The 20428-nt window shown below is 64.0% G+C and carries 23 protein-coding genes; 11 read left to right on the forward strand and 12 right to left on the reverse strand.

Annotated features, from left to right (window positions below; all coding sequences use genetic code 11):
• Positions 1 to 127 precede the first annotated feature (127 nt).
• The 6 genes from BM171_RS01685 (at position 128) to arfB (ending at position 5289) form a co-directional block, all read left to right on the forward strand.
• Entirely contained in the window at positions 128 to 664 is a 537-nt protein-coding gene (locus BM171_RS01685) for an acyl-CoA thioesterase (RefSeq protein WP_093009049.1), read from the forward strand.
• Positions 665 to 739: 75 nt separating this feature from the next.
• A complete protein-coding gene (locus tag BM171_RS01690; RefSeq protein ID WP_093009050.1) occupies positions 740 to 2104 on the forward strand; it encodes an MFS transporter in 1365 nt (454 codons plus the stop codon).
• On the forward strand, positions 2101 to 3033 hold the full coding sequence (gene mepA, locus BM171_RS01695) for a penicillin-insensitive murein endopeptidase (protein ID WP_093009051.1): 933 nt from the start codon (positions 2101 to 2103) through the stop codon (positions 3031 to 3033). The genes BM171_RS01690 and mepA overlap by 4 nt, the downstream gene beginning before the upstream one ends.
• Entirely contained in the window at positions 3006 to 3884 is an 879-nt protein-coding gene (locus tag BM171_RS01700; protein WP_093009052.1) for an esterase-like activity of phytase family protein, read from the forward strand. Before mepA ends, BM171_RS01700 begins: the two co-directional genes overlap by 28 nt.
• Before the next feature lie 94 nt (positions 3885 to 3978).
• Entirely contained in the window at positions 3979 to 4608 is a 630-nt protein-coding gene (locus BM171_RS01705) for a queuosine precursor transporter (protein ID WP_093009053.1), read from the forward strand.
• A gap of 261 nt (positions 4609 to 4869) precedes the next feature.
• Positions 4870 to 5289 (forward strand): alternative ribosome rescue aminoacyl-tRNA hydrolase ArfB, encoded by a 420-nt coding sequence (gene arfB / locus BM171_RS01710; RefSeq protein WP_093009054.1) that lies wholly within the window; start codon positions 4870 to 4872, stop codon positions 5287 to 5289.
• 3 nt (positions 5290 to 5292) lie between these two features.
• On the opposite strand, the gene BM171_RS01715 is transcribed toward arfB, so the two are convergent.
• From BM171_RS01715 to argH, 6 genes are all read right to left on the reverse strand, one after another.
• Positions 5293 to 7932 carry a TIGR02302 family protein gene (locus tag BM171_RS01715; protein WP_093009055.1) on the reverse strand — a complete coding sequence of 880 codons (2640 nt, stop codon included), beginning with the start codon at positions 7930 to 7932 and terminating at the stop codon, positions 5293 to 5295.
• 42 nt (positions 7933 to 7974) lie between these two features.
• Positions 7975 to 9240, reverse strand: coding sequence for a diaminopimelate decarboxylase (gene lysA / locus BM171_RS01720; protein WP_093009276.1), 1266 nt, complete (start codon positions 9238 to 9240; stop codon positions 7975 to 7977).
• 124 nt (positions 9241 to 9364) lie between these two features.
• A complete protein-coding gene (locus BM171_RS01725) occupies positions 9365 to 9682 on the reverse strand; it encodes a DUF2834 domain-containing protein (protein ID WP_093009056.1) in 318 nt (105 codons plus the stop codon).
• Positions 9682 to 9888: a hypothetical protein gene (locus BM171_RS01730; protein WP_093009057.1), complete on the reverse strand. Its 207-nt coding sequence runs from the start codon at positions 9886 to 9888 to the stop codon at positions 9682 to 9684. Before BM171_RS01730 ends, BM171_RS01725 begins: the two co-directional genes overlap by 1 nt.
• Positions 9885 to 10025, reverse strand: coding sequence for an argininosuccinate lyase (locus BM171_RS18665; protein ID WP_139218656.1), 141 nt, complete (start codon positions 10023 to 10025; stop codon positions 9885 to 9887). The genes BM171_RS01730 and BM171_RS18665 overlap by 4 nt, the downstream gene beginning before the upstream one ends.
• On the reverse strand, positions 10022 to 11413 hold the full coding sequence (gene argH / locus BM171_RS01735; protein ID WP_093009058.1) for an argininosuccinate lyase: 1392 nt from the start codon (positions 11411 to 11413) through the stop codon (positions 10022 to 10024). Before argH ends, BM171_RS18665 begins: the two co-directional genes overlap by 4 nt.
• Positions 11414 to 11438: 25 nt before the next feature.
• Between argH and BM171_RS01740 the strand changes: the two genes are divergently transcribed.
• The 4 genes from BM171_RS01740 (at position 11439) to BM171_RS01755 (ending at position 13853) form a co-directional block, all read left to right on the forward strand.
• Complete coding sequence (locus BM171_RS01740) at positions 11439 to 11993, forward strand: TlpA family protein disulfide reductase (RefSeq protein ID WP_093009059.1); 555 nt, start codon at positions 11439 to 11441, stop codon at positions 11991 to 11993.
• A gap of 109 nt (positions 11994 to 12102) precedes the next feature.
• On the forward strand, positions 12103 to 12471 hold the full coding sequence (locus BM171_RS01745) for a hypothetical protein (protein ID WP_093009060.1): 369 nt from the start codon (positions 12103 to 12105) through the stop codon (positions 12469 to 12471).
• Positions 12472 to 12534: 63 nt separating this feature from the next.
• Positions 12535 to 12927, forward strand: coding sequence for a hypothetical protein (locus tag BM171_RS01750; RefSeq protein ID WP_093009061.1), 393 nt, complete (start codon positions 12535 to 12537; stop codon positions 12925 to 12927).
• Positions 12924 to 13853 (forward strand): sterol desaturase family protein, encoded by a 930-nt coding sequence (locus BM171_RS01755; protein ID WP_093009062.1) that lies wholly within the window; start codon positions 12924 to 12926, stop codon positions 13851 to 13853. Before BM171_RS01750 ends, BM171_RS01755 begins: the two co-directional genes overlap by 4 nt.
• A 57-nt stretch (positions 13854 to 13910) precedes the next feature.
• On the opposite strand, the gene BM171_RS01760 is transcribed toward BM171_RS01755, so the two are convergent.
• From BM171_RS01760 to pncA, 5 genes are all read right to left on the reverse strand, one after another.
• Positions 13911 to 14804 (reverse strand): extensin-like domain-containing protein, encoded by an 894-nt coding sequence (locus tag BM171_RS01760; RefSeq protein WP_093009063.1) that lies wholly within the window; start codon positions 14802 to 14804, stop codon positions 13911 to 13913.
• On the reverse strand, positions 14801 to 15733 hold the full coding sequence (locus BM171_RS01765) for a prephenate/arogenate dehydrogenase family protein (RefSeq protein ID WP_093009064.1): 933 nt from the start codon (positions 15731 to 15733) through the stop codon (positions 14801 to 14803). Before BM171_RS01765 ends, BM171_RS01760 begins: the two co-directional genes overlap by 4 nt.
• Positions 15730 to 16815, reverse strand: a complete 1086-nt coding sequence (gene hisC / locus BM171_RS01770; protein ID WP_093009065.1) for a histidinol-phosphate transaminase — start codon at positions 16813 to 16815, stop codon at positions 15730 to 15732. The genes BM171_RS01765 and hisC overlap by 4 nt, the downstream gene beginning before the upstream one ends.
• 79 nt (positions 16816 to 16894) lie before the next feature.
• Positions 16895 to 18187, reverse strand: coding sequence for a nicotinate phosphoribosyltransferase (gene pncB / locus BM171_RS01775; protein WP_093009066.1), 1293 nt, complete (start codon positions 18185 to 18187; stop codon positions 16895 to 16897).
• Positions 18188 to 18247: 60 nt separating this feature from the next.
• The gene (pncA, locus tag BM171_RS01780) at positions 18248 to 18844 is read right to left on the reverse strand and encodes a bifunctional nicotinamidase/pyrazinamidase (protein ID WP_093009067.1); all 597 of its coding nucleotides are present in this window, start codon (positions 18842 to 18844) and stop codon (positions 18248 to 18250) included.
• A 104-nt stretch (positions 18845 to 18948) separates the two neighbouring features.
• Between pncA and trhO the strand changes: the two genes are divergently transcribed.
• A complete protein-coding gene (trhO, locus tag BM171_RS01785) occupies positions 18949 to 19860 on the forward strand; it encodes an oxygen-dependent tRNA uridine(34) hydroxylase TrhO (RefSeq protein ID WP_093009068.1) in 912 nt (303 codons plus the stop codon).
• On the opposite strand, the gene BM171_RS01790 is transcribed toward trhO, so the two are convergent.
• Positions 19857 to 20396 carry an ActR/PrrA/RegA family redox response regulator transcription factor gene (locus BM171_RS01790; RefSeq protein ID WP_093009069.1) on the reverse strand — a complete coding sequence of 180 codons (540 nt, stop codon included), beginning with the start codon at positions 20394 to 20396 and terminating at the stop codon, positions 19857 to 19859. The two genes, trhO and BM171_RS01790, sit on opposite strands and share 4 nt — an antisense overlap.
• Between the last annotated feature and the right edge of the window lie 32 nt (positions 20397 to 20428).

A 20428-nucleotide genomic window follows, 5' to 3' on the forward strand; every position in this document is an offset into this window, starting at 1 on the left:
CGGTCGGGCCCTTCTGTCTGTCGATCCGCCCTGAGGTAAGCGTAAGCCTGCCGGAGAGCAAGTGTCGCGGCGTTGCCCTTGACCTTCCGGGGTTCCGGCGCGACAGGCAGCCGAAAGGAGCCCGCCCATGTATCCCTTCGTCCGCCTCTTCAAAGAGGGCCTGATCTTCCGCAACGCGTCCGCGCTCGAGATCGGTCAGGATCACGTGTCTTATCACATCTGCTGGCCCTGGGATCTCGACATGTGGTGGGAGCTCAACAACGGCCGCACCCTGACCATTTACGATCTTGGCCGCATCCCGCTCGCCATTCGCGGCGGGCTTATCGGCGCGATGAAGAAGAACGGCTGGGGGCTGACCGTCGCGGGCTCCTCGGTGCGCTATCGCCGCCGCGTCCGGGCCTTCGCGAAGATCGAGATGCGCTCGCGTATCGTGACCTGGGACAAGCGCTTCATCTATATCGAGCAATCCATGTGGCGCGGTGATGGCGAGTGCACGAGCCACGCGCTTTTTCGCACGGCGGTCACCGACAAGAGCGGCATCGTGCCGCCAGACCGGGTCGCGGCCGCCGTCGGCCATACCGATCCGGCACCCGAGATGCCGGGCTGGATCGCCGCCTGGATCGATGCGGAAGCAGAGCGCCCCTGGCCGCCCGAGAAACATTGAGCCCGGCCAGTTGAGGCTTGCCTCGCGCCGGTCACTCTGCGTTCATCCGCGCGGGGCATGAGAGTTCGGCGCAGCATGACGACGATACGCAAACGCATCTGGGCATGGATGATGTTCGACTGGGCGCAGCAGCCCTATGCGACGCTCGGCCTGACCTTCATCTTCGGTCCCTATTTCGCCTCTGTCGCCGCCGATTATTTCATGGCGGGCGGATCGACGGAGCGCGCGGCCTCCGCCACCGCGCAGAGCCTCTGGTCGAGCGCGCAGACCATCGCAGGTCTCGCGATTGCCTTCTCTGCGCCGATCCTCGGGGCTTACGCGGATGCTTCGGGCCGCAAGATGCCCTGGTTCGTGACCTTCATCTCGACTGCGGTTCTATGCGCGGCAGGTTTGTGGTTCCTGCAGCCGGACGGGACAGGGCTCTATCTCGCGCTCATCCTCTTCTGGCTGGGTTTCGTCGCTTCGGAGTCCGCCTTCAACCTCAACAACGCGATCCTGCCTTCGCTCAACCAAGGTGACGCGGTGGGCCGGCTTTCGGGCGGTGCGATCGCCTTTGGATATTGGGGCGGTGTGCTGTCGCTGTTCGTGATGCTCCTGTTCTTCGCCGAGAACGAGGGCGGCACGACGCTGATCGGTCTGTCGCCACCATTCGGCCTCGATGCAGAGGCGCGCGAGGGCACTCGCTTCGTGGGGCCATTCATCGCGCTCTGGTTCGCGATCTTCGCCATCCCCTTCTTCATCTGGACGCAGGATCTGCCAGCCGAACGCGCGGTTCGGCCTAGCCTCGGGACCGTGTTCGGTCAGCTCAAGGCGACGCTGGCGGGCGTCGTGAAACGACCGAGTTACCGCTCGTTTCTTCTCTCCTCGATGTTCTACCGGGATGCGATGACGGCGCTGTATTCCTATGGCGGGGTCTACGCCAATCTCGTCCTGGGTTGGGAGATCATCCAGATCGGCGTCTTCGGCATCATCGCCGCCATTGCCGCGGCGATCCTGTCCTGGGTCGGAGGGCTGGCCGATGAACGCTTCGGTCCGAAACCGGTGATCCGCGCGAATATCTGGTGCCTGATCATCGTCGGATGCGTCATCGTCGGGATGTCGCGCGAAGGTCTCTTCGGGATTCCCTTCCCGGAGGGGTCGCGCCTGCCCGACATCATCTTCTACATCTGCGGCGCCATCATCGGTGGTGCGGGCGGCTCGCTCTATGCCGCGTCCCGCACGATGATGGTGCGCCATTGCCGGCCCGATCATGCGGCCGAGGCCTTCGGGCTCTTCGCATTGGCCGGCCGCGCGACCGCGTTCCTTGCTCCCGCCCTGATCACCCTCTTCACGATCCTGACGCAAAGCAACCAGCTGGGCTTTATTCCGGTCATTCTCCTTTTTCTGCTGGGTCTCTTTCTGCTACGCTTCGTTAACCCCGACGGAGATCGAGCAGCATGATCAGGCCCATTCTTACACTCACGCTCGCAGCCGCGCTTCTGACCGGCTGCGGCGGCGGGTCGTCCAACTACAACGGCACCAACGCGCCAGAGGCGTCGGCACCCGCGACCATACCCGCCGTGATGTCCACGCGCAGCGCCAAGCAGCTCTTCGGGGCCGAACAGGCAAGCTCGCCCCAATCGGCCGCGCCCTACGGCTCCTATTCGAAGGGCTGCGCCGCAGGGAACGTGGCGTTGCCCGAGACCGGTCCAACCTGGCAGGCGATGCGCCTTTCGCGCAACCGCAACTGGGGCCAGCCGATCATGATCGACTACATCCAGGATCTCTCGCGCAAGGCCGCGCAGCAGCCGGGATGGAACGGTCTTTACGTGGGCGATATCAGCCAGCCGCGCGGCGGACCTATGCTGACAGGCCATGCGAGCCATCAGATCGGGCTCGACGCGGATTTCTGGCTTCGGCCCGCGGACCGGCTCAACCTGTCGACCACCGAGCGCGAGAACATCTCCTCGATCTCGCTGCGCCGCGCGAACGGCGCCTACACGAACGACAACTGGACGCGCGCGCATCATGAGATTCTGAAGGCCGCTGCATCGGATCCGCGCGTGGCACGCATCTTCATTTTCCCCGGCGCGAAGGTTCGGATGTGCAATGAGGAGACCGGCGATCGGTCCTGGCTGAGCAAGATCCGCCCGTGGTACGGGCATCATTACCACTTCCACGTGCGTCTCGCCTGCCCGCGCGGCGCGACAGGATGCGTTGACCAGGCTCCACCGCCGCCGGGTGACGGCTGCGCCGATGCGGAGGCCTGGGTCAACAACATCCTGAACCCGCCGCCGCCGGATCCGAACGCGCCCGCCCCGAAGCCGAAACGCGAAATCACAATGGCGGATCTTCCGGCTCAATGCGTCTCCGTTCTCTCGGCGCGCTAAGCGCGCTCGCCCTCCTCACGCTTCCGGCCTGCGCGGCGGAGCCGATCTCGGATGTGTTCCTGTCGCGCTTCACCTGGCAAAGCACCGGAGAGACCTTCGGCGGCTTCTCCGGCCTGGAGCTGTCCGATGACGGCCGAAGCTTCGTTGCGATCAGCGACCGCGGCTCCATCGTCGCGGGCCGGATCGAGCGCACGGACGGCAAGATTTCCGGTATCACCTCCGGCGAGATCGAGCGCCTCACGACGCCCTCGGGCGGCGAGCTTGGTCAGTCCGAACAAGATGCCGAAGGACTCGCCATCAGCCCGACAGGAACCAGGGTCATCAGCTTCGAGGGCACGCCGCGGATCTGGGCTTATGGCGACAAGGGCGCAACCGAGCTGCCGCTGCCTCCGGCTTTCGGCAGTCTTCAGACAAATTCGGGGCTCGAAGCACTCGCAATCGACGAGACGGGCGCGCTTTATACCATGCCGGAGCGCTCGGGCGGGCTCACCCAACCCTTCCCGGTCTGGCGGCTCAAGGACGGGCGCTGGTCGCAGCCCTTCGAGATCTCGCGGAGCGGCGGCTTCCTTCCGGTCGGTGCCGATTTCGGGCCGGATGGGGCGCTGTACATTCTCGAGCGCAGCTTCAGCGGTTTCGCGTTCCAGAGCCGCGTGCGCCGGTTTGAAATCGACGGCGATGCCATTGCCGCCGAACGCACGATCTTCACGTCGGATTACGGCAGCTTCGACAACCTCGAAGGCATCGCCGCCTGGCGTGATGAGGCCGGAACGATACGCCTCACGATGATCTCGGACGACAACTTCAACATTCTGCAGCGCACCGAATTCGTGGAGATCCGCGTCGAGGAATGACTTGCGCGGCCCGCGCGGCTGGTCTACTGCGCGCGACTGTTCCGGAATGGTCCGGAGCCAAGTCCCCGCGACCTTGTCAAAACGGGAGAATTCCATGACCCGCGCGCATATTCCCGGCATTCTTGCCATGGCGGCTGTTGTCGTCGCCTCCAACATCCTGGTGCAGTTCCTGCTCGGCCAATGGCTGACTTGGGGCGCTTTCACCTATCCCATCGCCTTCCTCGTCACCGACCTGATGAACCGCCTCTATGGGCCCGGACCCGCGCGCAAGGTCGTACTGGCAGGCTTCGCCGTCGGCGTTCTGTGCTCCTTCATCGGCACGCAGATCCAGGGGGAATTCGGACCGCTGGTGACGCTCCGCATCGCCATCGCATCGGGCCTCGCCTTCCTGACCGCGCAACTGCTCGACGTGTCGATATTCGACCGGTTGCGCGAGGGCCGCTGGTGGCGTGCTCCGCTTGCCTCGACGCTGGTCGGCTCCTCGGTCGATACGGCGATCTTCTTCACGGTCGCATTCTCTGGTGCGCTGACCTTCCTCGAGCCCTCCAACGACGTAAGCTGGGCCGGTGAGGCGCTGCCACTTCTGGGCGTCGGTCCGGTCGTTCCGCTCTGGGTATCGCTCGCTGTTGCCGACTGGATGGTGAAGCTGAGCCTGGCGCTCGTTGCGCTCGTTCCGTTCCGTATGATCGTTTCCCGCGCAGTTGGGGCACAGCCCGCCACCTGACCACAAGATTTTGTTTTGCACCCGAGAAAAGCTGTGTCAGGCTGACCTCATTGAGCAACTCAGAGAAAGGAGGTGATCCAGTGTCGAGAGAAGCATTGGAGAGAGGTGTCGGGACAATTCGGAGGACCCGCCCCTAGGGCAGCCCCTACAGGCGGATGATCGTCCGAATTGGTGGAAGAGCCTAACCGGCCCCACCTCCACATTCTCGGGGGTCGCCCTTAGGGGCGGCCCTTTTATATTGTCCGCGGGTAGGAGGCCGACATGCTCAAGATCGGAAATCGCGCGACCATCGAGGATTGGGAGATCACCGAGCAATTCATTCGTGCCTCGGGCCCCGGCGGGCAAAACGTCAACAAGGTCTCGAGCGCGGTCGAACTTCGCTTCGAGGCCGAGCGGTCGCCGAACCTGCCCGGTCCGGTCAAGGCCCGCCTGAAACGGCTCGCGGGCCGGCGCTGGACGAAAGAGGGCGCACTCATCCTTCAGGTCGACGAGACGCGCAGCCAATCGCGCAACCGCGAGATCGCTCGCGACCGACTCGCGGAGCTGATCGGAAAGGCATTCGAGAAACCGAAGAAGCGCATTCCGACGCGACCGACGCTCGGCGCAAAGAAACGTCGCCTCAAGGCAAAGAAGGTTCACGGAGAGAAGAAAGCCCTGCGCGGCAAGGTCGATCCCGAGTAAGCGTCAGAACCGCTCCAGAAGCCGCTCGAGATATTCCAGCTCTTCCTCTGGCCGCTCGCCCTCACCCGAACGCCGGCGGATCTCGTCGAGAAGCTCCCGCGCCCGGCGATAGACATCCTCGCCCTGAAGCATCTGCTCGTCCGAGCCGATCTGCCCGTTCGATCCGGCGGAGCGCCCGAGCGGATCGCGCTGCTGCCCCGGATCAGTGCCGTCGGCCATGCCCTGCTGGCCCTGCTCTCCAGGCTGTTGACCTTGCTGTTCGGCCATCGCTTCGCCGAGGTTCCGCATACCCTCGCGCAGAGCTTCCATGGCTTCGGATTGGCGATCGATGGCACCGGCAAGATCGTCCTCGCGCAGCGCATCCTCTGCGCCTTCCATCGCGCCTTCCGCACGATCGAGGGCTTCACCCGCGCGGCGACCCGCCTCTGACCCGTCGCCCGGCATGTTCTGCCGCTGGCGATTGAGCTCGCCCCGAAGCGATCGTTGCCGGTCGGCAAGACTTTCCTCGAGGCTCTGGCCGCCGCCCTGGCCTTGCTGGCCTTGTTGCTCACCCTGACCTTGGCCTTGCCCCTGACCCTGTTGCTGGCCTTCGCCGCGGCCCTGGTTCTGCTGACCGGGCTGTTGGCCCTGACCTTGCTGCTGGCCGTCCTGACCCTGCTGGCCCTGCTGTCCTTGCCGGTTCTGGCCTGGATTGAACTGCTCCTGCAGATCCTCGAAGGCCTGATCCGACAGCTCCTGCTGTTCGCGCAGTGTCTCGCCGAGACCTTCCATCGCCTGCTGACCGGGGCTCTGCTGGCCTTGGCCCTGGCCTTCGGTGACGCGCATGTTCTCCATGAGACGCTGCAGCTCTTCCATCGCCTGCATGGCCTCGGCCATGCGGCCTTCCTCCATCAGCTCCTGGATGCGGTCCATCATCTCCTGCAGATCGTTTTGCGTCATCTGCATCCCGTTCTGCATGTCCTGCGACGGGCTCTCACCATTTTCTTCGGCGGTGCGGCGCTGCTCCTGTGCGAGCTGGCGCATGTAATCGTCGGTTGCGCGGCGCAGCTCCTGCATGAGTTCCGCGATCTCATCCTCGGACGCGCCGTTACGCATGGCTTCGGTCAGACGCTCCTGCGCGCGCTGAAGCCGCTCGCGGGCATCGTCGAGATCGCCTTCCTCGAGGACGATGGCGAGATCCCACATCGCCGCGGCGGTCTCTGCCACTTCCTCATCGCTCATGCCGTCCTCGGCGCTGGCCTCGAGCCGGCGCAGGATCGTGCGGAAGCGCAGATAGTGGGAGCTTTGCCGGAAAAGTCCGTCAGGCTCATGGCTGATCGCGCGCATGATCAGCGCGATGTCATCCGCGTTCTCCCGGTTCCAAAGAAGAGCCTGCCGCTCTTCGATAAGGGCCGCGGCCATTGGCTCGAAGAAGCGGCGCCCCGGCAGTGTCTGCACATTCGCTTCGGATGCCCCGACCTGGCCTGCCGCGTCGGTCACTTCGAAACTGATATTGACCGGAAGATTGGCCCAGGGATGCTGCGAGAAATTATCGATCAACGTCTCTTCGAAATCGGACCGGTCGCCCGCAACCGGCAGGGGAAGCGGCACTTCGATGGCGTCGCGCTGCTCGGGTTCGATCTCGCGCCCGTAACGACGGTCGACTTCATCGAGTGCCAGCGTCACTGTCGCGGTTCCGCCCGTCACCTCGTAATCGTCCGATGCCTCGTAGGAGAGCGATGCCTCCCCGTCATACTTCACGTCAAAGCGACCCACCTGGTCCACTTCCGGCGCGGCATCCTCGGTCACTGCGATGTCCCAGGCCCGGCCGTTCGGCCCATCGATCGCAATTCGACCGTCCGTTTCGACCGAGAAATCGCGCGCCGTCTCATCAACGCCATCTTCCTGAGCCAGCGGGTTGCCCGAAACGGTCTCGGAGACGGAGAGAGCGCCCACCTCGCCGTACAGCCGCAGCGTTACGGAGGAGCCCTCCGGGACCGATAGTTCGGGATCGGTGATATCGTTGAGATAGATCGTCGGCAGCCGCGTATAGGCAGGCGGTTCGACCCAGCCCTCCCAACTCGGCCCGGTGGCAAGATCGGACGCCCCGCCCGGTCCGATCCCGGCGACCGACGAGACCCGCATCACCGATCCGAAGAGGAGCGCCACCGCCAGCGCCAGAAGCGCCGCATAGCGCAATGCATAAGGGTCGGCGTCCGAGACCCGCAGGTCGGGCTCAACCGCTTTCGCCTCGGCAAGCCGCGCGCGCATGCGGGCCTGGTGGGCATTCCAGACGGCGGCACTTGCCCCATCGCCCGCGCCAATGGCCTGCCGGTCGAGCGAGGTCGTGATCGGATGGCCCGGCATGGTCGCGTCGAGCCGAATGAGCGCATCCTCGCGGGAGGGCCAGGTGAACCGGCTGACCCCGCGCCAGAGAGTCCAGCCCGCAAGACCGAGCGCAAGCACCGCCACGATCAGCACGACCGTCGCCGACACGAAATCCTGAAGGCCCAGCATCAGCATCGCGACGACGGCAAAGACCACGGACCAAAGCGGCCAGAACGCCCTTACCGCGCGCTCCGCGACCAGCCCGGCGCGCGTCAGCGCCAGAGGACGCTTCACGCGACCAATGATGTCGTTCGGATCGATGGTTTGATCGGCCATTGCGGCTCCCGCGATGTCGAAGGGCCGTAGGTCAGTTTTGTCCTATAGCCACTCTGGGATGCTATCGCGCGAAATCATTTCGTCAAAGCTTGGCCGGGCCCGAATGACGGCATGGTGATCGTCCTTCACCAGAACTTCCGGGACAAGTGGTCGCGAATTGTACTCGCTGGCCATGACCGCGCCGTAAGCTCCCGCGGACCGGAACGCGACGAGATCGCCCTCCCGCAGCTGTGGCATCTCCCGCGCTCTGGCGAAGGTGTCACCCGATTCGCAGACCGGCCCCACCACGTCATAGCTTGCCCGTTCCTGACCAGGTTCAGGCTCGATGACCGGCACGATGTCGTGCCAGGCGTCATACATGGCCGGGCGGATGAGATCGTTCATCGCCGCATCGAGAATGAGAAAGCGCCGCCCCTCCCCTTCCTTTACATAGACCACCCGGCTGAGAAGAATGCCCGCATTGCCCGCGATGAGCCGTCCGGGCTCGATCTCGATCTCGCAACCGAGATGCCCGACCGTCCGCTTGATGAGCGCGCCGTATTCCGTCGGCAGCGGCGGCGCGGTGTTCGAGCGCTCATAGGGAATGCCAAGCCCGCCCCCGAGATCCAGCCGTTCGATCTTGTGCCCGTCCGCGCGCAACGTCTCGGTCAGTTCGGCAACCTTGAGATACGCCGCCTCGAACGGCGCCAGATCGGTCAGCTGTGATCCGATATGCACGTCGATGCCGATAACCTCGATGCCAGGCAGCGCGGCGGCCTCGGCATAGACGCCCCGCGCCCGCGCGATCGGCACGCCGAACTTGTTCTCGGATTTGCCCGTCGCGATCTTTGCATGGGTCTTCGCATCCACATCCGGGTTCACCCGGATCGTGACAGGGGCGGTGACGCCCATCTCCGAGGCCACCCGCGAGATGGCTTGAAGCTCGGACTCGCTTTCGACGTTAAATTGACGAAGCCCGCCCGCGAGCGCCTGCGCGATCTCGGCCTCGGTCTTGCCCACGCCGGCAAAGACGATCTTGTCGCCCGGCACGCCCGCAGCCTTGGCCCGCGCGTATTCTCCGCCGGAGACGACGTCCATCCCCGCACCGAGCGCCGCCAAAGTCTTCAGGATCGCCTGGTTCGACGCCGCCTTCATCGCGTAGCAGACAAGGTGCGGCATACCCTCGAGCGCCTCGTCGAAGAGCCGGAAATGCCGTTCGAGCGTTGCGGTCGAGTAGACATAGGCCGGGGTGCCCACCGAAGCGGCGATCTCGCTCAGCGGCACGTCCTCGGCGTGCAGAATGCCGTCACGGTAAAGAAAATGATCCAAAGCGCGCACCTTCCGCTGATAGTCGAGCCGCCCGTACAGCACTGACGCGCAAGGCGCGAGAGCCGGCTTTCATTCTTTGGGTTGGCAAAAATATCCGCGGGAGCGCGAGGGCAGCGCCCTCGCTTCAGCCGACGGGCTTGGCGCGAAGGTAGAGGTAAAGCGGAAGGCCACAGCTCACACCGATGCAGAAGGTCGCCGGGATCGCCAGAAGGCCTGTCCAGTTGCGCCGCATCGCGACCTCCGCCAGCACCCACAGGGTCAGCGTGACGGCCGCGATCGTGAGATCCCAGGTCAAGCCGGTGGTGGAGGCGTTGACATACCACGCGTCGATCAACGCGCCGAAGGACCAGTCATTCTGACTGAGATAGGTCACGAACCAGTACATCGGGTGCACCGCGCCCCAAATCGCCAGCGCGAGCCACAATGGACGCAGGCCGCGCATCAAAAACCGATCCCGTAGGTAAGATTACCGCGCGTTCGGCTGATGGAACCGCCGACATCGACGCCGTTCGTGCCGACCTCGACAAAAACGTTCCGGTTCGTGACAGTTTCCTGCGGCGGCGGGCCAAGCTCGCGCTCGAACGGGTTCTCCGGCTCGGACGCGCAGGCGGCGAGCGCCAGGAACGGCAGGGCCCAGAGCGCTCTCATCGCGACACCACGCCGAATTCCGCGCTGCCGGTGACGGTAATGCCCGGCTCGCGCTGGTTCGGATCCGGGCGCTCGGGCTCTCCGTCCGCACCGCAGGCGGCGAGGCCGAAAAAGGCAAATATCAGAAAAGCTCTCATCCAAGTCTCTCCTTCCAACGGGCGATCTGCGCGCGAACCTGTGCAGGCGCCGTGCCGCCGTAGCTCGTGCGGCTTGCCACGGAATTATGCACGCCCAGGACGTCGAAGACACCCTCGGTGATGCTTTCGTGAACGCCTTGCATGTCGGAAAGGCTCAAGTCCGGCAGATCGCAGCCCTTCTTCTCGGCGAGCGCGACCAGCGTTCCAGTCACGTGATGCGCGTCGCGGAAGGGCAGGCCCGCCTCGCGCACGAGCCAGTCGGCAAGGTCCGTCGCGGTCGAGAAACCACTCGAAGCGGCCGCCTCCAATGACGCGCGGTTGGCACTCATGTCGCCGACCATGCCGGTCATCGCGGCGAGCGACAAAAGCCAGTTGTCCGCGGCATCGAAGACCTGTTCCTTGTCCTCCTGCATGTCCTTGGAATACGCCAAGGGCAGTCCCTTCATCACTGTCATCAGCGCCACATTGGCCCCGAAGATCCGTCCGATCTTGGCGCGGATGAGTTCGGCCGCGTCGGGATTCTTCTTCTGCGGCATGATCGACGAGCCGGTCGAGAACCGGTCCGACAGGGTCACGAAACGGAATTGTGCGGACGACCAGATCACCAGTTCTTCGGCGAAGCGCGACAGGTGCATCGCGCTGATCGAGGCGACCGACAGAAACTCGAGCGCAAAATCGCGGTCCGACACGGCGTCGAGCGAATTGGCCATCGGACGGTCGAAGCCCAAGGCCTCGGCGGTCATCTCCCGGTCTATCGGAAAACCTGTGCCCGCGAGCGCCGCCGCGCCGAGGGGCGATTCGTTCATCCGGGCGCGTGCGTCCCGTAAACGCGACAGGTCGCGGCCGAACATCTCGACATAGGCCATCATGTGATGGCCCCATGTCACCGGCTGCGCGGTTTGCAGATGGGTGAAGCCCGGCATGACCCAATCCGCGCCGGCCTCCGCCTGGACAAGGAGCGCGCGCAAGAGCGCGAGGAGTTGCTCTTCCCCCGCATCGAGCTGATCGCGCACCCAGAGCCTGAAATCCGTCGCCACCTGGTCGTTCCGAGACCGCCCGGTATGCAGACGCCCTGCCGCATCGCCGATCAGCGTCTTCAGTCGCGCCTCCACGTTCATGTGGATGTCCTCGAGCGCGGCGGAGAATTCGAACTCCCCCGCCTCGATCTCTGACAACACGGTGAGCAAGCCTTCCCTCATCGCCTCTGCATCGCTAGCTTTCACGATGCCTGTGGCAGCCAGCATGGCGGCATGGGCCCTCGATCCGGCGATGTCCTGCGCCGCGAGCCGCTTGTCGAACCCGATCGAGGCATTGATCGCCTCCATGATCGCGTCCGGGCCCGCGGCGAAGCGCCCGCCCCACATCTGGTTCGAGGTCGTGTCGGACATGAAGAATACTCCTGGCGGAGGGAATATGAAGAAAGCTCTTGGCGTGCTCGTCTATACTGCGGCTCTGACGCTTGCAATTCCGGCGGGAGCGGATGTCTCCGACCTGTCCGAGATGCGGGACGGCGACATGAAGAAGCTCAACATTCACTCCGATCCGAAGCCCGCGGGCACCTCAGCGTTCGAAACCTTCGAAGGTGAGACGCTCAGCCTTGCGGATTACGAAGGCAAATGGACGCTCGTGAATTTCTGGGCCACCTGGTGTGCGCCCTGCCGCGAGGAGATGCCCGCGTTGTCCGAACTGCAATCCGAGCTTGGCGGAGACGACTTCGAGGTCGTCACCATCGCCACCGGCCGCAATCCGCCGCCGGCGATGGAGACTTTCTTCGAAGAGATCGGCGTCGACAACTTGCCGCTGAACCGTGACCCGCGGTCGACCCTCGCGCGGGAAATGGCGGTTCTCGGCTTGCCGATCACCGTTATCCTCAACCCCGAGGGCCAGGAAGTGGCGCGCCTGACCGGCGATGCCGACTGGGCCTCAGACGATGCCAAGACCCTGATCGAGGCGATGATCGCCGACTGAAAACCAGCTCAAAGCGCTCTATATTGACGTTGCGTCATCCAAGCGTCATTCTCCGTGGCTATAACAAAAAGGCTTCAGCCAAAACCAAGAGCAGTCACTGGAGACAGGCATGACATTCAAGATCCGTTCCGCGGCCATTGCGGCCGTTCTTACGTTCGGCATGGCACAAACCGCCCTTGCTGATCCCAACTGGCTTCCGATCACCTCGGAAAGCGAATTCATGCGCGCGGTCGCGGGCAAGGAGCTCGAGGACCGGCGCGGCAACAAGCTGCGCGTCCGTACGGACGGCACCTATGTCGCGATCACCAAGGGCCGCGAAGCCTCCGGCGAATGGCGCTGGTCTGGAGACACGCTCTGCCGCGAAGCCCCGGGCGATGTCGGCTCGGGCTGCCAGAAATGGGAAGTCGCCGGCGACTGGGTCCGTATCCTGCCCCAATCCGGCGGCGCCGAACGCGCACACCGCTACCGGTTCAAGTGACGCAACGACCGCTTTGACAGCCCGCGATCTCCTCCCGCATCTTGGCATGCAGGGGGAGATCGCATGCCGCTTTCGGTGCTCATCGCACTCGTCGTCGGCGGGATCGCGGGCGTCGCGATCCTGACGCATCTCTTCGGCTTCTCGAAATTGCACCGCTTCGACGATGCCGAGGCGGCCCGCATGGCCTTCCTGCGCGAATGGCCCGATGTCGCGACCGGAACAATCACACTGTCAGCTGACCGCCATTCCGCCTTGATAGAGACGAATAAGGGCCCTGCTCTCGTCTGGGCCATGGGCGCGGACAGCTCGGTGCGCTTTCTGGCAGATGCCGACGCGCAAGACACGAAAACCGGTCTCAGCATCCGTCTCGCCGATCTCACTGCCCCGAATATCCGCATTCGCCTTGCGCCAGATGAGCGCCGGGCCTGGCTGACCTCCATGAAAGTCCCGCGATGACATCCGATCTTTCCTATCCCGACGTTGTGCAGATGGCGGTGCCCCTCTTCATCGCGCTGATTCTTATCGAGCTTCTCTGGATCGCGATGATGCGGCGTGGCGGGCGATACGAGACCCGCGATGCGGTGACCTCGCTTGTCATGGGAGCTGGCAATGTCGCCTCCGGAATAGCGCTCGGCTTCATCGCCTGGGGCTTCTTCATGGCGCTCTGGGCGATCACGCCGCTGGACCTCGGCACGTCTATCTGGGTCGTCGCGCTCTGCTTCGTTCTCGACGATCTGCGATATTACTGGGTGCATCGCTTCGGGCATCGCATCCGCTGGGTCTGGGCGAGCCATGTCAATCACCACTCCTCGCAGCACTACAATCTGACGACGGCGCTCAGGCAGACCTGGACGGGCACCTTCACCTTCATGATGATCGTGCGCGCGCCGCTGATCCTTCTGGGTTTTCACCCGGCGATGGTGCTGTTTTGTGGCGGTCTGAACCTGATCTACCAGTTCTGGATTCATACCGAGGCGATCGGCCGGATGCCTCGCTGGTTCGAGGCGGTGATGAACACGCCCTCGCATCACCGCGTCCATCATGGCCGCAACCCACGCTATCTCGACGCCAATTACGCGGGCGTCTTCATCATCTGGGACAAGATGTTCGGCACCTTCGTGCCCGAGCGCGAGGACGAGAAGGTCGATTACGGGCTGGTGCACAATCTTGGAACGTTCAATCCGATCCGGGTCGCGTTCCATGAATGGATCGCGATCTTTCGCGATGTGACGCAGCCGGGTCTGACCTTGCGCGAACGTCTCGCCTACGCGGTTGCGCCGCCGGGATGGAGCCATGACGGCTCCCGCGACACCTCCGAGGCGATCAAGGAAAAGCACCTCGCGCGGCACCCGCAGGATCGGGGCACGCCAGGCTTTTCCTGAGCGCGGACGTCTCCCGTGGATTGCTCCGGATGAACTTCGGGAGGCCTCAATCTCAGATCAGGGACCGCAATAGGATCCGCTGCGATGGCGAGCCGTGTCGAAGTGGAAATGATCCTGGTGATACCGGTCCGAATCGGGACCGAGCGTCGTGCCGAATATACCGCAGGCACCCTTGTACATGCGCTTCAGGATCGGTCCCTGGTTCGCGGTGCGATACCCGCCCAGAACGGACAGTTGCGATCCGTCGCGAAGGGTGATCGCGGAGATATCGATGGCCCGGCCCTTGCCATGCTCCGAGATCGGCGCGCCCGGCTGATGGTTCCGGGTGCGGCAATTATAATGCGCCGCCACGCGGAGTTCGGAGATACCGCCACCGACAGAGCCGACCGCGGGCTTAGCCGCCCGGTTCACCCAGGACTTCAGCGCCCGCGCCGTCGAGCAATGCAGCACCGCCCGTTGGCTTAGCGCCACGCCGGACACTGCGCGTACTTCCACGGCATCCTCGACCCCGCAGCCATTGATCCGTCCCGGCACATAGCCCACGTATTCGCCCTGAATGTCGGGATCGCCGCAAAGGGCGCCTCGATCGCGTTCGCGCTGCCGGGCCATGGCTTTCTGCACTAGAGATTGCGAGCGTCGCTCCGGTCGCAGCGTCTGCCTCACGGCCAGCGGTGTCGCCGCCGCGAAAGCACGGATATCGGTGTCCTCGTAGCCTGGAAAATGATCGAGGGGCTCGTTGCGCGGAATAGGCTCGAACCGTGAGAAGCGCTGAAGAAGGCGCGAGGCCAGGAGCTCCTCGAAACTTTCGGGACGCGGGATCGGGGTCACGGCCTGCAAGACCGTCTCCGACGATACGCCGCGCGCGATCGGTCTGAGGGAGCTGTCCGGTGCAGCGGCGTGGGCGGTTGCGCTGAACGTCAGCGCGGCAACAAGGCAAAAGCGTCGTATCATCTGTCCATTTTCACGCGCCCGAAATCCGGAGCGTCCGTGTCCTGTCCTGCTTCGATGATGCCGCGCCGGATGGCGCGAGTGCGAGTGAAATATGCGTGAAGGTGCTCCCCGTCACCTTTTCGGATCGCCCGCTGGAGCGCGAAAAGCTCCTCGGTGAAGCGTCCGAGGATCTCGAGCGTCGCTTCCTTGTTGGTCAGGAACACATCCCGCCACATCGTGGGATCGGAAGCCGCGATGCGCGTGAAATCCCGAAAGCCCGCGGCGGAATACTTGATGACTTCACTGTCCGTGACGCGCCGAAGATCGTCCGCGACGCCGACCATCGTGTAGGCGATGAGGTGCGGTGTATGGCTCGTGACGGCCAGGACAAGGTCGTGATGTTCGGCATCCATCTCGTCGGTCAGCGCGCCCAGCGCCTGCCAGAACCCGGTGAGCCGTGCGACCGCATCCGGATCGCTGCCTGCGACCGGGACGATCAGGCACCAGCGATTGTCGAAGAGCGTGGAGAAGCCTGATTCCGGCCCGGAATGCTCGGTTCCGGCCAGAGGATGCCCGGGAACGAAATGCACGCCCTCGGGGATGTGCGGCCCGACGGCGGCGATCACCTCTTTCTTGACCGAACCGACATCGGTAACTGTCGCGCCCGGGGCGAGATGCGGTGCGATGGCCTCCGCGACTGTGCCCATCGCGCCGACTGGAACCGCCAGCACGACAAGATCCGCGCCCGCGACGGCGTCTTCGGCACTGTCGCAAACCGTATCACAAAGCCCGATCCGGCGCGCGGTCTCCCGCGTCTCCTCGGAGCGCGCGTAGCCCGTGACGTGACCCGCGACACCACCGCGTTTCATCGCCCAGTACATCGAGGACGCAATGAGCCCCAGGCCGATCAGCGCGACGCGATTATAGATCGGCGCACCGCCCCCGCTCATCTCTCCCCCGCTTTGAACAACCCGATGCAATGCGCCACGCGGCGGCAGGCGGGCTCGTCGCCCACGGAGATCCTCAGGGCGGACGGGAGGCCGTAGCCGGTCACGCGCCGCACGATCAGACCCTGTCTCTGCAGATAGGCGTCGCAGGCTTCTGCCTCCTCGGGGGAGGAGAGCCGCGCGAGTACGAAATTCGCGGTGGAGGTGTCGGACGGCACCCCATGCTCCATGAGCGCCTCGGCGAGCCAGGTGCGAAGGCGCAGGTTCTCGTTACGGGATTTCTCGACGTAATCGGTGTCGCGGACGGCGGCCTCCGCGGCCGCGAGCGCCACGTTCGAGAGGTTGAAGGGGCCGCGCACGCGGTTCATCACGTCGATAACAGCCTTCGGCGCATAGCCCCAACCGATCCGCATCCCGCCGAGCCCGTAGATCTTCGAGAAGGTGCGCGTCATCACGACGTTCTCGCGGGTTTCCACAAGCTTCGCGCCGCCATCGTAGCCTTCCACGTATTCCGCATACGCACCGTCCAGCACCAGCAAGGTCTGTGGCGGAAGCCCCTCGGCCAGCCGCTCGATCTCGGCGAGACCGACCATGGTTCCCGTGGGATTGTTCGGATTGGCGAGGAAGACGAGCTTGGTCTTCTTCGTGCACGCCGCGAGGATCGCGTCGACATCTGTGACGCGCTCTTTCTCAGGCACCTCGACCGGCGTCGCGCCGGAAACGCGCGCGCTGATCTTGTACATGGCGAAGCCGTGCTCTGTATGGATCACCTCGTCACCCTTGGCTGTGTAGGCCTGGCACAGGAAGTGGATGATCTCGTCCGAGCCGTTCCCGCAGATGATCCGCGCCGGGTCGAGCCCGTGCACCTCACCGATGGCGGTACGCAATGCGAGGTGATCGCCCGAAGGATAGCGGTGCATTTCGTGCAACGCCCGCCGAACCGACTCTTTCGCGCCTTCCGGCGGACCGAACGGGTTCTCGTTCGAACTGAGCTTAATCACGTTCGATACGCCATCGACCTTGGACTTGCCGCCCTCGTAGAGAGCGATATCCATGATCCCGGGCTTCGGTACGATCTTGTTCATCGACTGGGCACTCCTCGGCCCCGGCTATAGCGGTCCGATATGGACGTGAAAAGCACGAAGGACGCGCCCGCGCCCCAAGTCACACGATAACCTCGAAGCGCTCCTGAGCGCCGACATCGAAGACGCGCTTATATCGGGCGATCTGGTCTTCGGGGCCCATCGCCTTGTTGGGGTTGTCGGACAGCTTCACCGTGGGGCGCCCATCCGCCGCAACAGCCTTGCAGACGAGGCTGAACGGCGCCAGCCGATCGTCCTGCGTCAGCCCGCGGAAGTCGTTGGTCAGAAGCGTGCCCCAGCCAAACGATACGCGCACCCGGCCCGCGAACTGGGCATAGAGTTCTTCGATCTTTTGAACGTCGAGTCCGTCCGAGAAGATGATGAGCTTGTCCTTCGGATCCTCCCCGCGCGACTTCCACCATGCGATCGCTGTCTCGGCGCCCGCCGCCGGATCGCCGGAATCGATGCGGATGCCGGTCCACCCGGCGAGCCAATCCGGCGCATGTTTCAGGAACCCTTCGGTCCCGTAGGTATCGGGCAGGATGATCCGCAGGTTGCCATCATGCTCCTCGTGCCAATCGGCGAGAACGTCGTAAGGGGCCTGTGCCAGCGCCGCGTCGTCATCGGCGAGCGCGGCATAAACCATCGGCAATTCATGCGCGTTCGTGCCGATCGCCTCAAGATCGCGGTTCTTCGCGATCAGGCAGTTGGACGTGCCGGTGAAATTGTCGCCGAGCCCTTCATACATCGCCTGCACGCACCAATCCTGCCAGAGGAAGGAATGCCGCCGGCGTGTGCCGAAATCTGCGATCCGGAGACCGTCGATTGCACGAAGCCGCTCGATCTTCTCCCAAAGCTGGGTCATCGCGCGAGCATAGAGCACCTGCAGCTCGAAGCGCCCCAGATCATTGAGGACGGCGCGGCCGCGCAGCTCCATCAGAACCGCGAGCGCCGGGATTTCCCAAAGCATCACCTCGGGCCATGAGCCTTCGAACGTCAGCTCGTACTGATCGCCGACCCGCTCTAGGTGGTAGGGCGGAAGGCGCAGTTTTTCGAACCAGTCCATGAAATCGGGCCGGAACATCTGCCGCTTGCCGTAGAAGGTGTTGCCTCGCATCCAGGTCGATTCCCCGCGCCGAAGGGACAGGGAGCGGATATGGTCGAGCTGCTCGCGCAATTCGCCCTCGTCGATCAGCCGGGCCAGAGGCACGTGATCGGAGCGGTTGATCAGGCTGAATGTGACCTGAGTGTCGGAATTGTTGCGAAAGACCGACTGACACATCAAGAGCTTGTAGAAGTCCGTGTCGATCAGCGAGCGGACAATCGGATCGATCTTCCACTTGTGGTTCCAGACGCGTGTGGCGATGTCGACCAAATTCCGGTCCTCCTTGCGGCGCCGTTCCGGTTTAGCGGGCTGCGGCGGAGAGGCGCAACCTCACCCCGAGATCCGCACCCCTGCATGGGCCATATCGTCAAGCGCGGCGGTGAGAGAGCCGTCGAGGTCGATGGCGCGACAGAGATCGGTTCGGACCGTGACGCCGAAGCCCAGCCGCGCGGCGTCGCGGGCGGACCAGGCGACGCAGAAATCGGTGGCAAGGCCGACGAGCGTCAGGTCGGTGATCCCTCGGGTTCTGAGATAGCCTTCGAGGCCCGTCACAGTTTCCTGATCATTCTCGAAAAAGGCTGAATAGCTGTCGATACCGGGTCGAAATCCCTTGCGGATGACAGTTTCGGCCCGGTCCGTATCGAGCTCTGGATGGAAGGCCGCGCCCTGCGATCCGATCACGCAATGATCGGGCCAGAGAACCTGCGTGCCATACTCCATCTCGATCGTCTCAAACGGGGTCTTGCCGTCGTGGCTCGACGCAAAGGAGGAATGCCCCGCGGGGTGCCAGTCCTGCGTGAGGATAACAGCGTCGAAACTCGACATGGCGGCATTGATCGGCGCGACGATCTCGTCGCCCCCGTCCACGGCAAGCGCGCCGCCGGGGCAGAAATCGTTCTGAACGTCGATGACGAGAAGGGCGTGCATAAGGATCTCCGATGGCCGTGCCGAATGACACTAACTGCATGCGGCGTCGTGGCAAGGCCCGCGCCTCTTGCGCGCAAGGGGCCGCCTGCCCTATCTCGCGAGCCATGATCACGGTTGCAGCGCTCTATCATTTCACGCCGTTCGAAGACCCGTCCGCCTTGCGCGGGGCTCTTTTGGCCTGTGCGGAGGCTGGGCGTGTGACCGGCACGCTTCTTCTGGCGCGCGAAGGGATCAACGGAACGGTCGCGGGCCCCGAAGGCGGAGTTGCGTCTCTCATCGCGCATATCCGCGCCCTTCCGGGCTGCGAGGATCTGGAGGTCAAATACTCCACCGCAACAGAGCGCCCCTTCGCGCGCCTCAAAGTGCGGCTGAAGAAAGAGATCGTCACGATGGGCCAGCCAGATGTCGATCCGCGCGCACGGGTCGGGCATTACGTGGAGCCGGCTGAATGGAATGAGCTGATCCGCTCGCCCGACGTCGCGGTGATCGACACACGCAACGATTACGAGGTCGCCATCGGCACCTTCGAAGGTGCCATCGATCCCGGAACCGAAAGCTTCCGTGACTTTCCCGCCTGGTGGGAAGAGAACAAGCACCGCTTTCACAACAAGCGCATCGCGATGTTCTGCACAGGCGGCATCCGCTGCGAGAAATCCACGAACTGGCTGCTGAGCCAGGGCATGGACGAGGTCTATCACCTCAAGGGCGGCATTCTGAAATATCTTGAGGAGATGCCCGAGGCGGACAGCACCTGGCAGGGCGATTGCTTTGTCTTCGACGGGCGCGTCTCTGTCGGCCACGGCCTCAAGGAAGGGCCGCACGCGCTGTGCCACGCTTGCCGAAGGCCGATCCTGCCGGAGGATCGCGCACGTCCCGAGTATGAAGAAGGGGTCTCGTGCCATCTCTGTGCAGATGAAACGAGCGAAGAGGACAAAGCGCGTTTCAGGGAACGTCAGAGACAGATCTCGCTCGCCAAAGCACGCGGCGAGCGGCATCTGGCAGGTCTCGACGATTAGCGCGGCGAGCGCTTGGCCAGGATCCGTTGCAGCGTCCGGCGGTGCATGCTGAGCCGGCGCGCCGTCTCCGACACGTTCCGGTCGCAGAGCTCGTAGACGCGCTGGATATGCTCCCACCGCACACGGTCGGCGGACATCGGGTTCTCCGGCGGCGGCGGCAATTCCTCGCCTTCGGCGAGCAGCGCGTTGATGATGTCCGTCGCATCGGCAGGTTTTGACAGATAATCCGTCGCGCCGATCTTGACCGCAGCGACCGCGGTCGCGATCGCGCCGTAGCCTGTCAGGACCACGATACGGGCATCTGGCCGCTTCTCGCGCAGGACCTCGACCACATCGAGACCGTTGCCATCCTCGAGCCTGAGATCGACCACCGCATAGGCCGGCGGACGTGCCGTCGCGATTGCGGACCCGGCCGCCACCGACTCTGCCATCTCCACATCGAAGCCACGCTTCTCCATGGCCTTGGCAAGCCGCCGCAGAAACGCCTCGTCGTCATCGACAAGAAGAAGCGATTTGTCGTCGCCGAGTTCGCGCATGCCGGTTCCCTGTCCGCCTCCGAAGGTGTCGG

The sequence above is a fragment of the Roseivivax halotolerans genome (genome assembly GCF_900115815.1).
Classification (GTDB): Bacteria; Pseudomonadota; Alphaproteobacteria; order Rhodobacterales; family Rhodobacteraceae; genus Roseivivax; species Roseivivax halotolerans.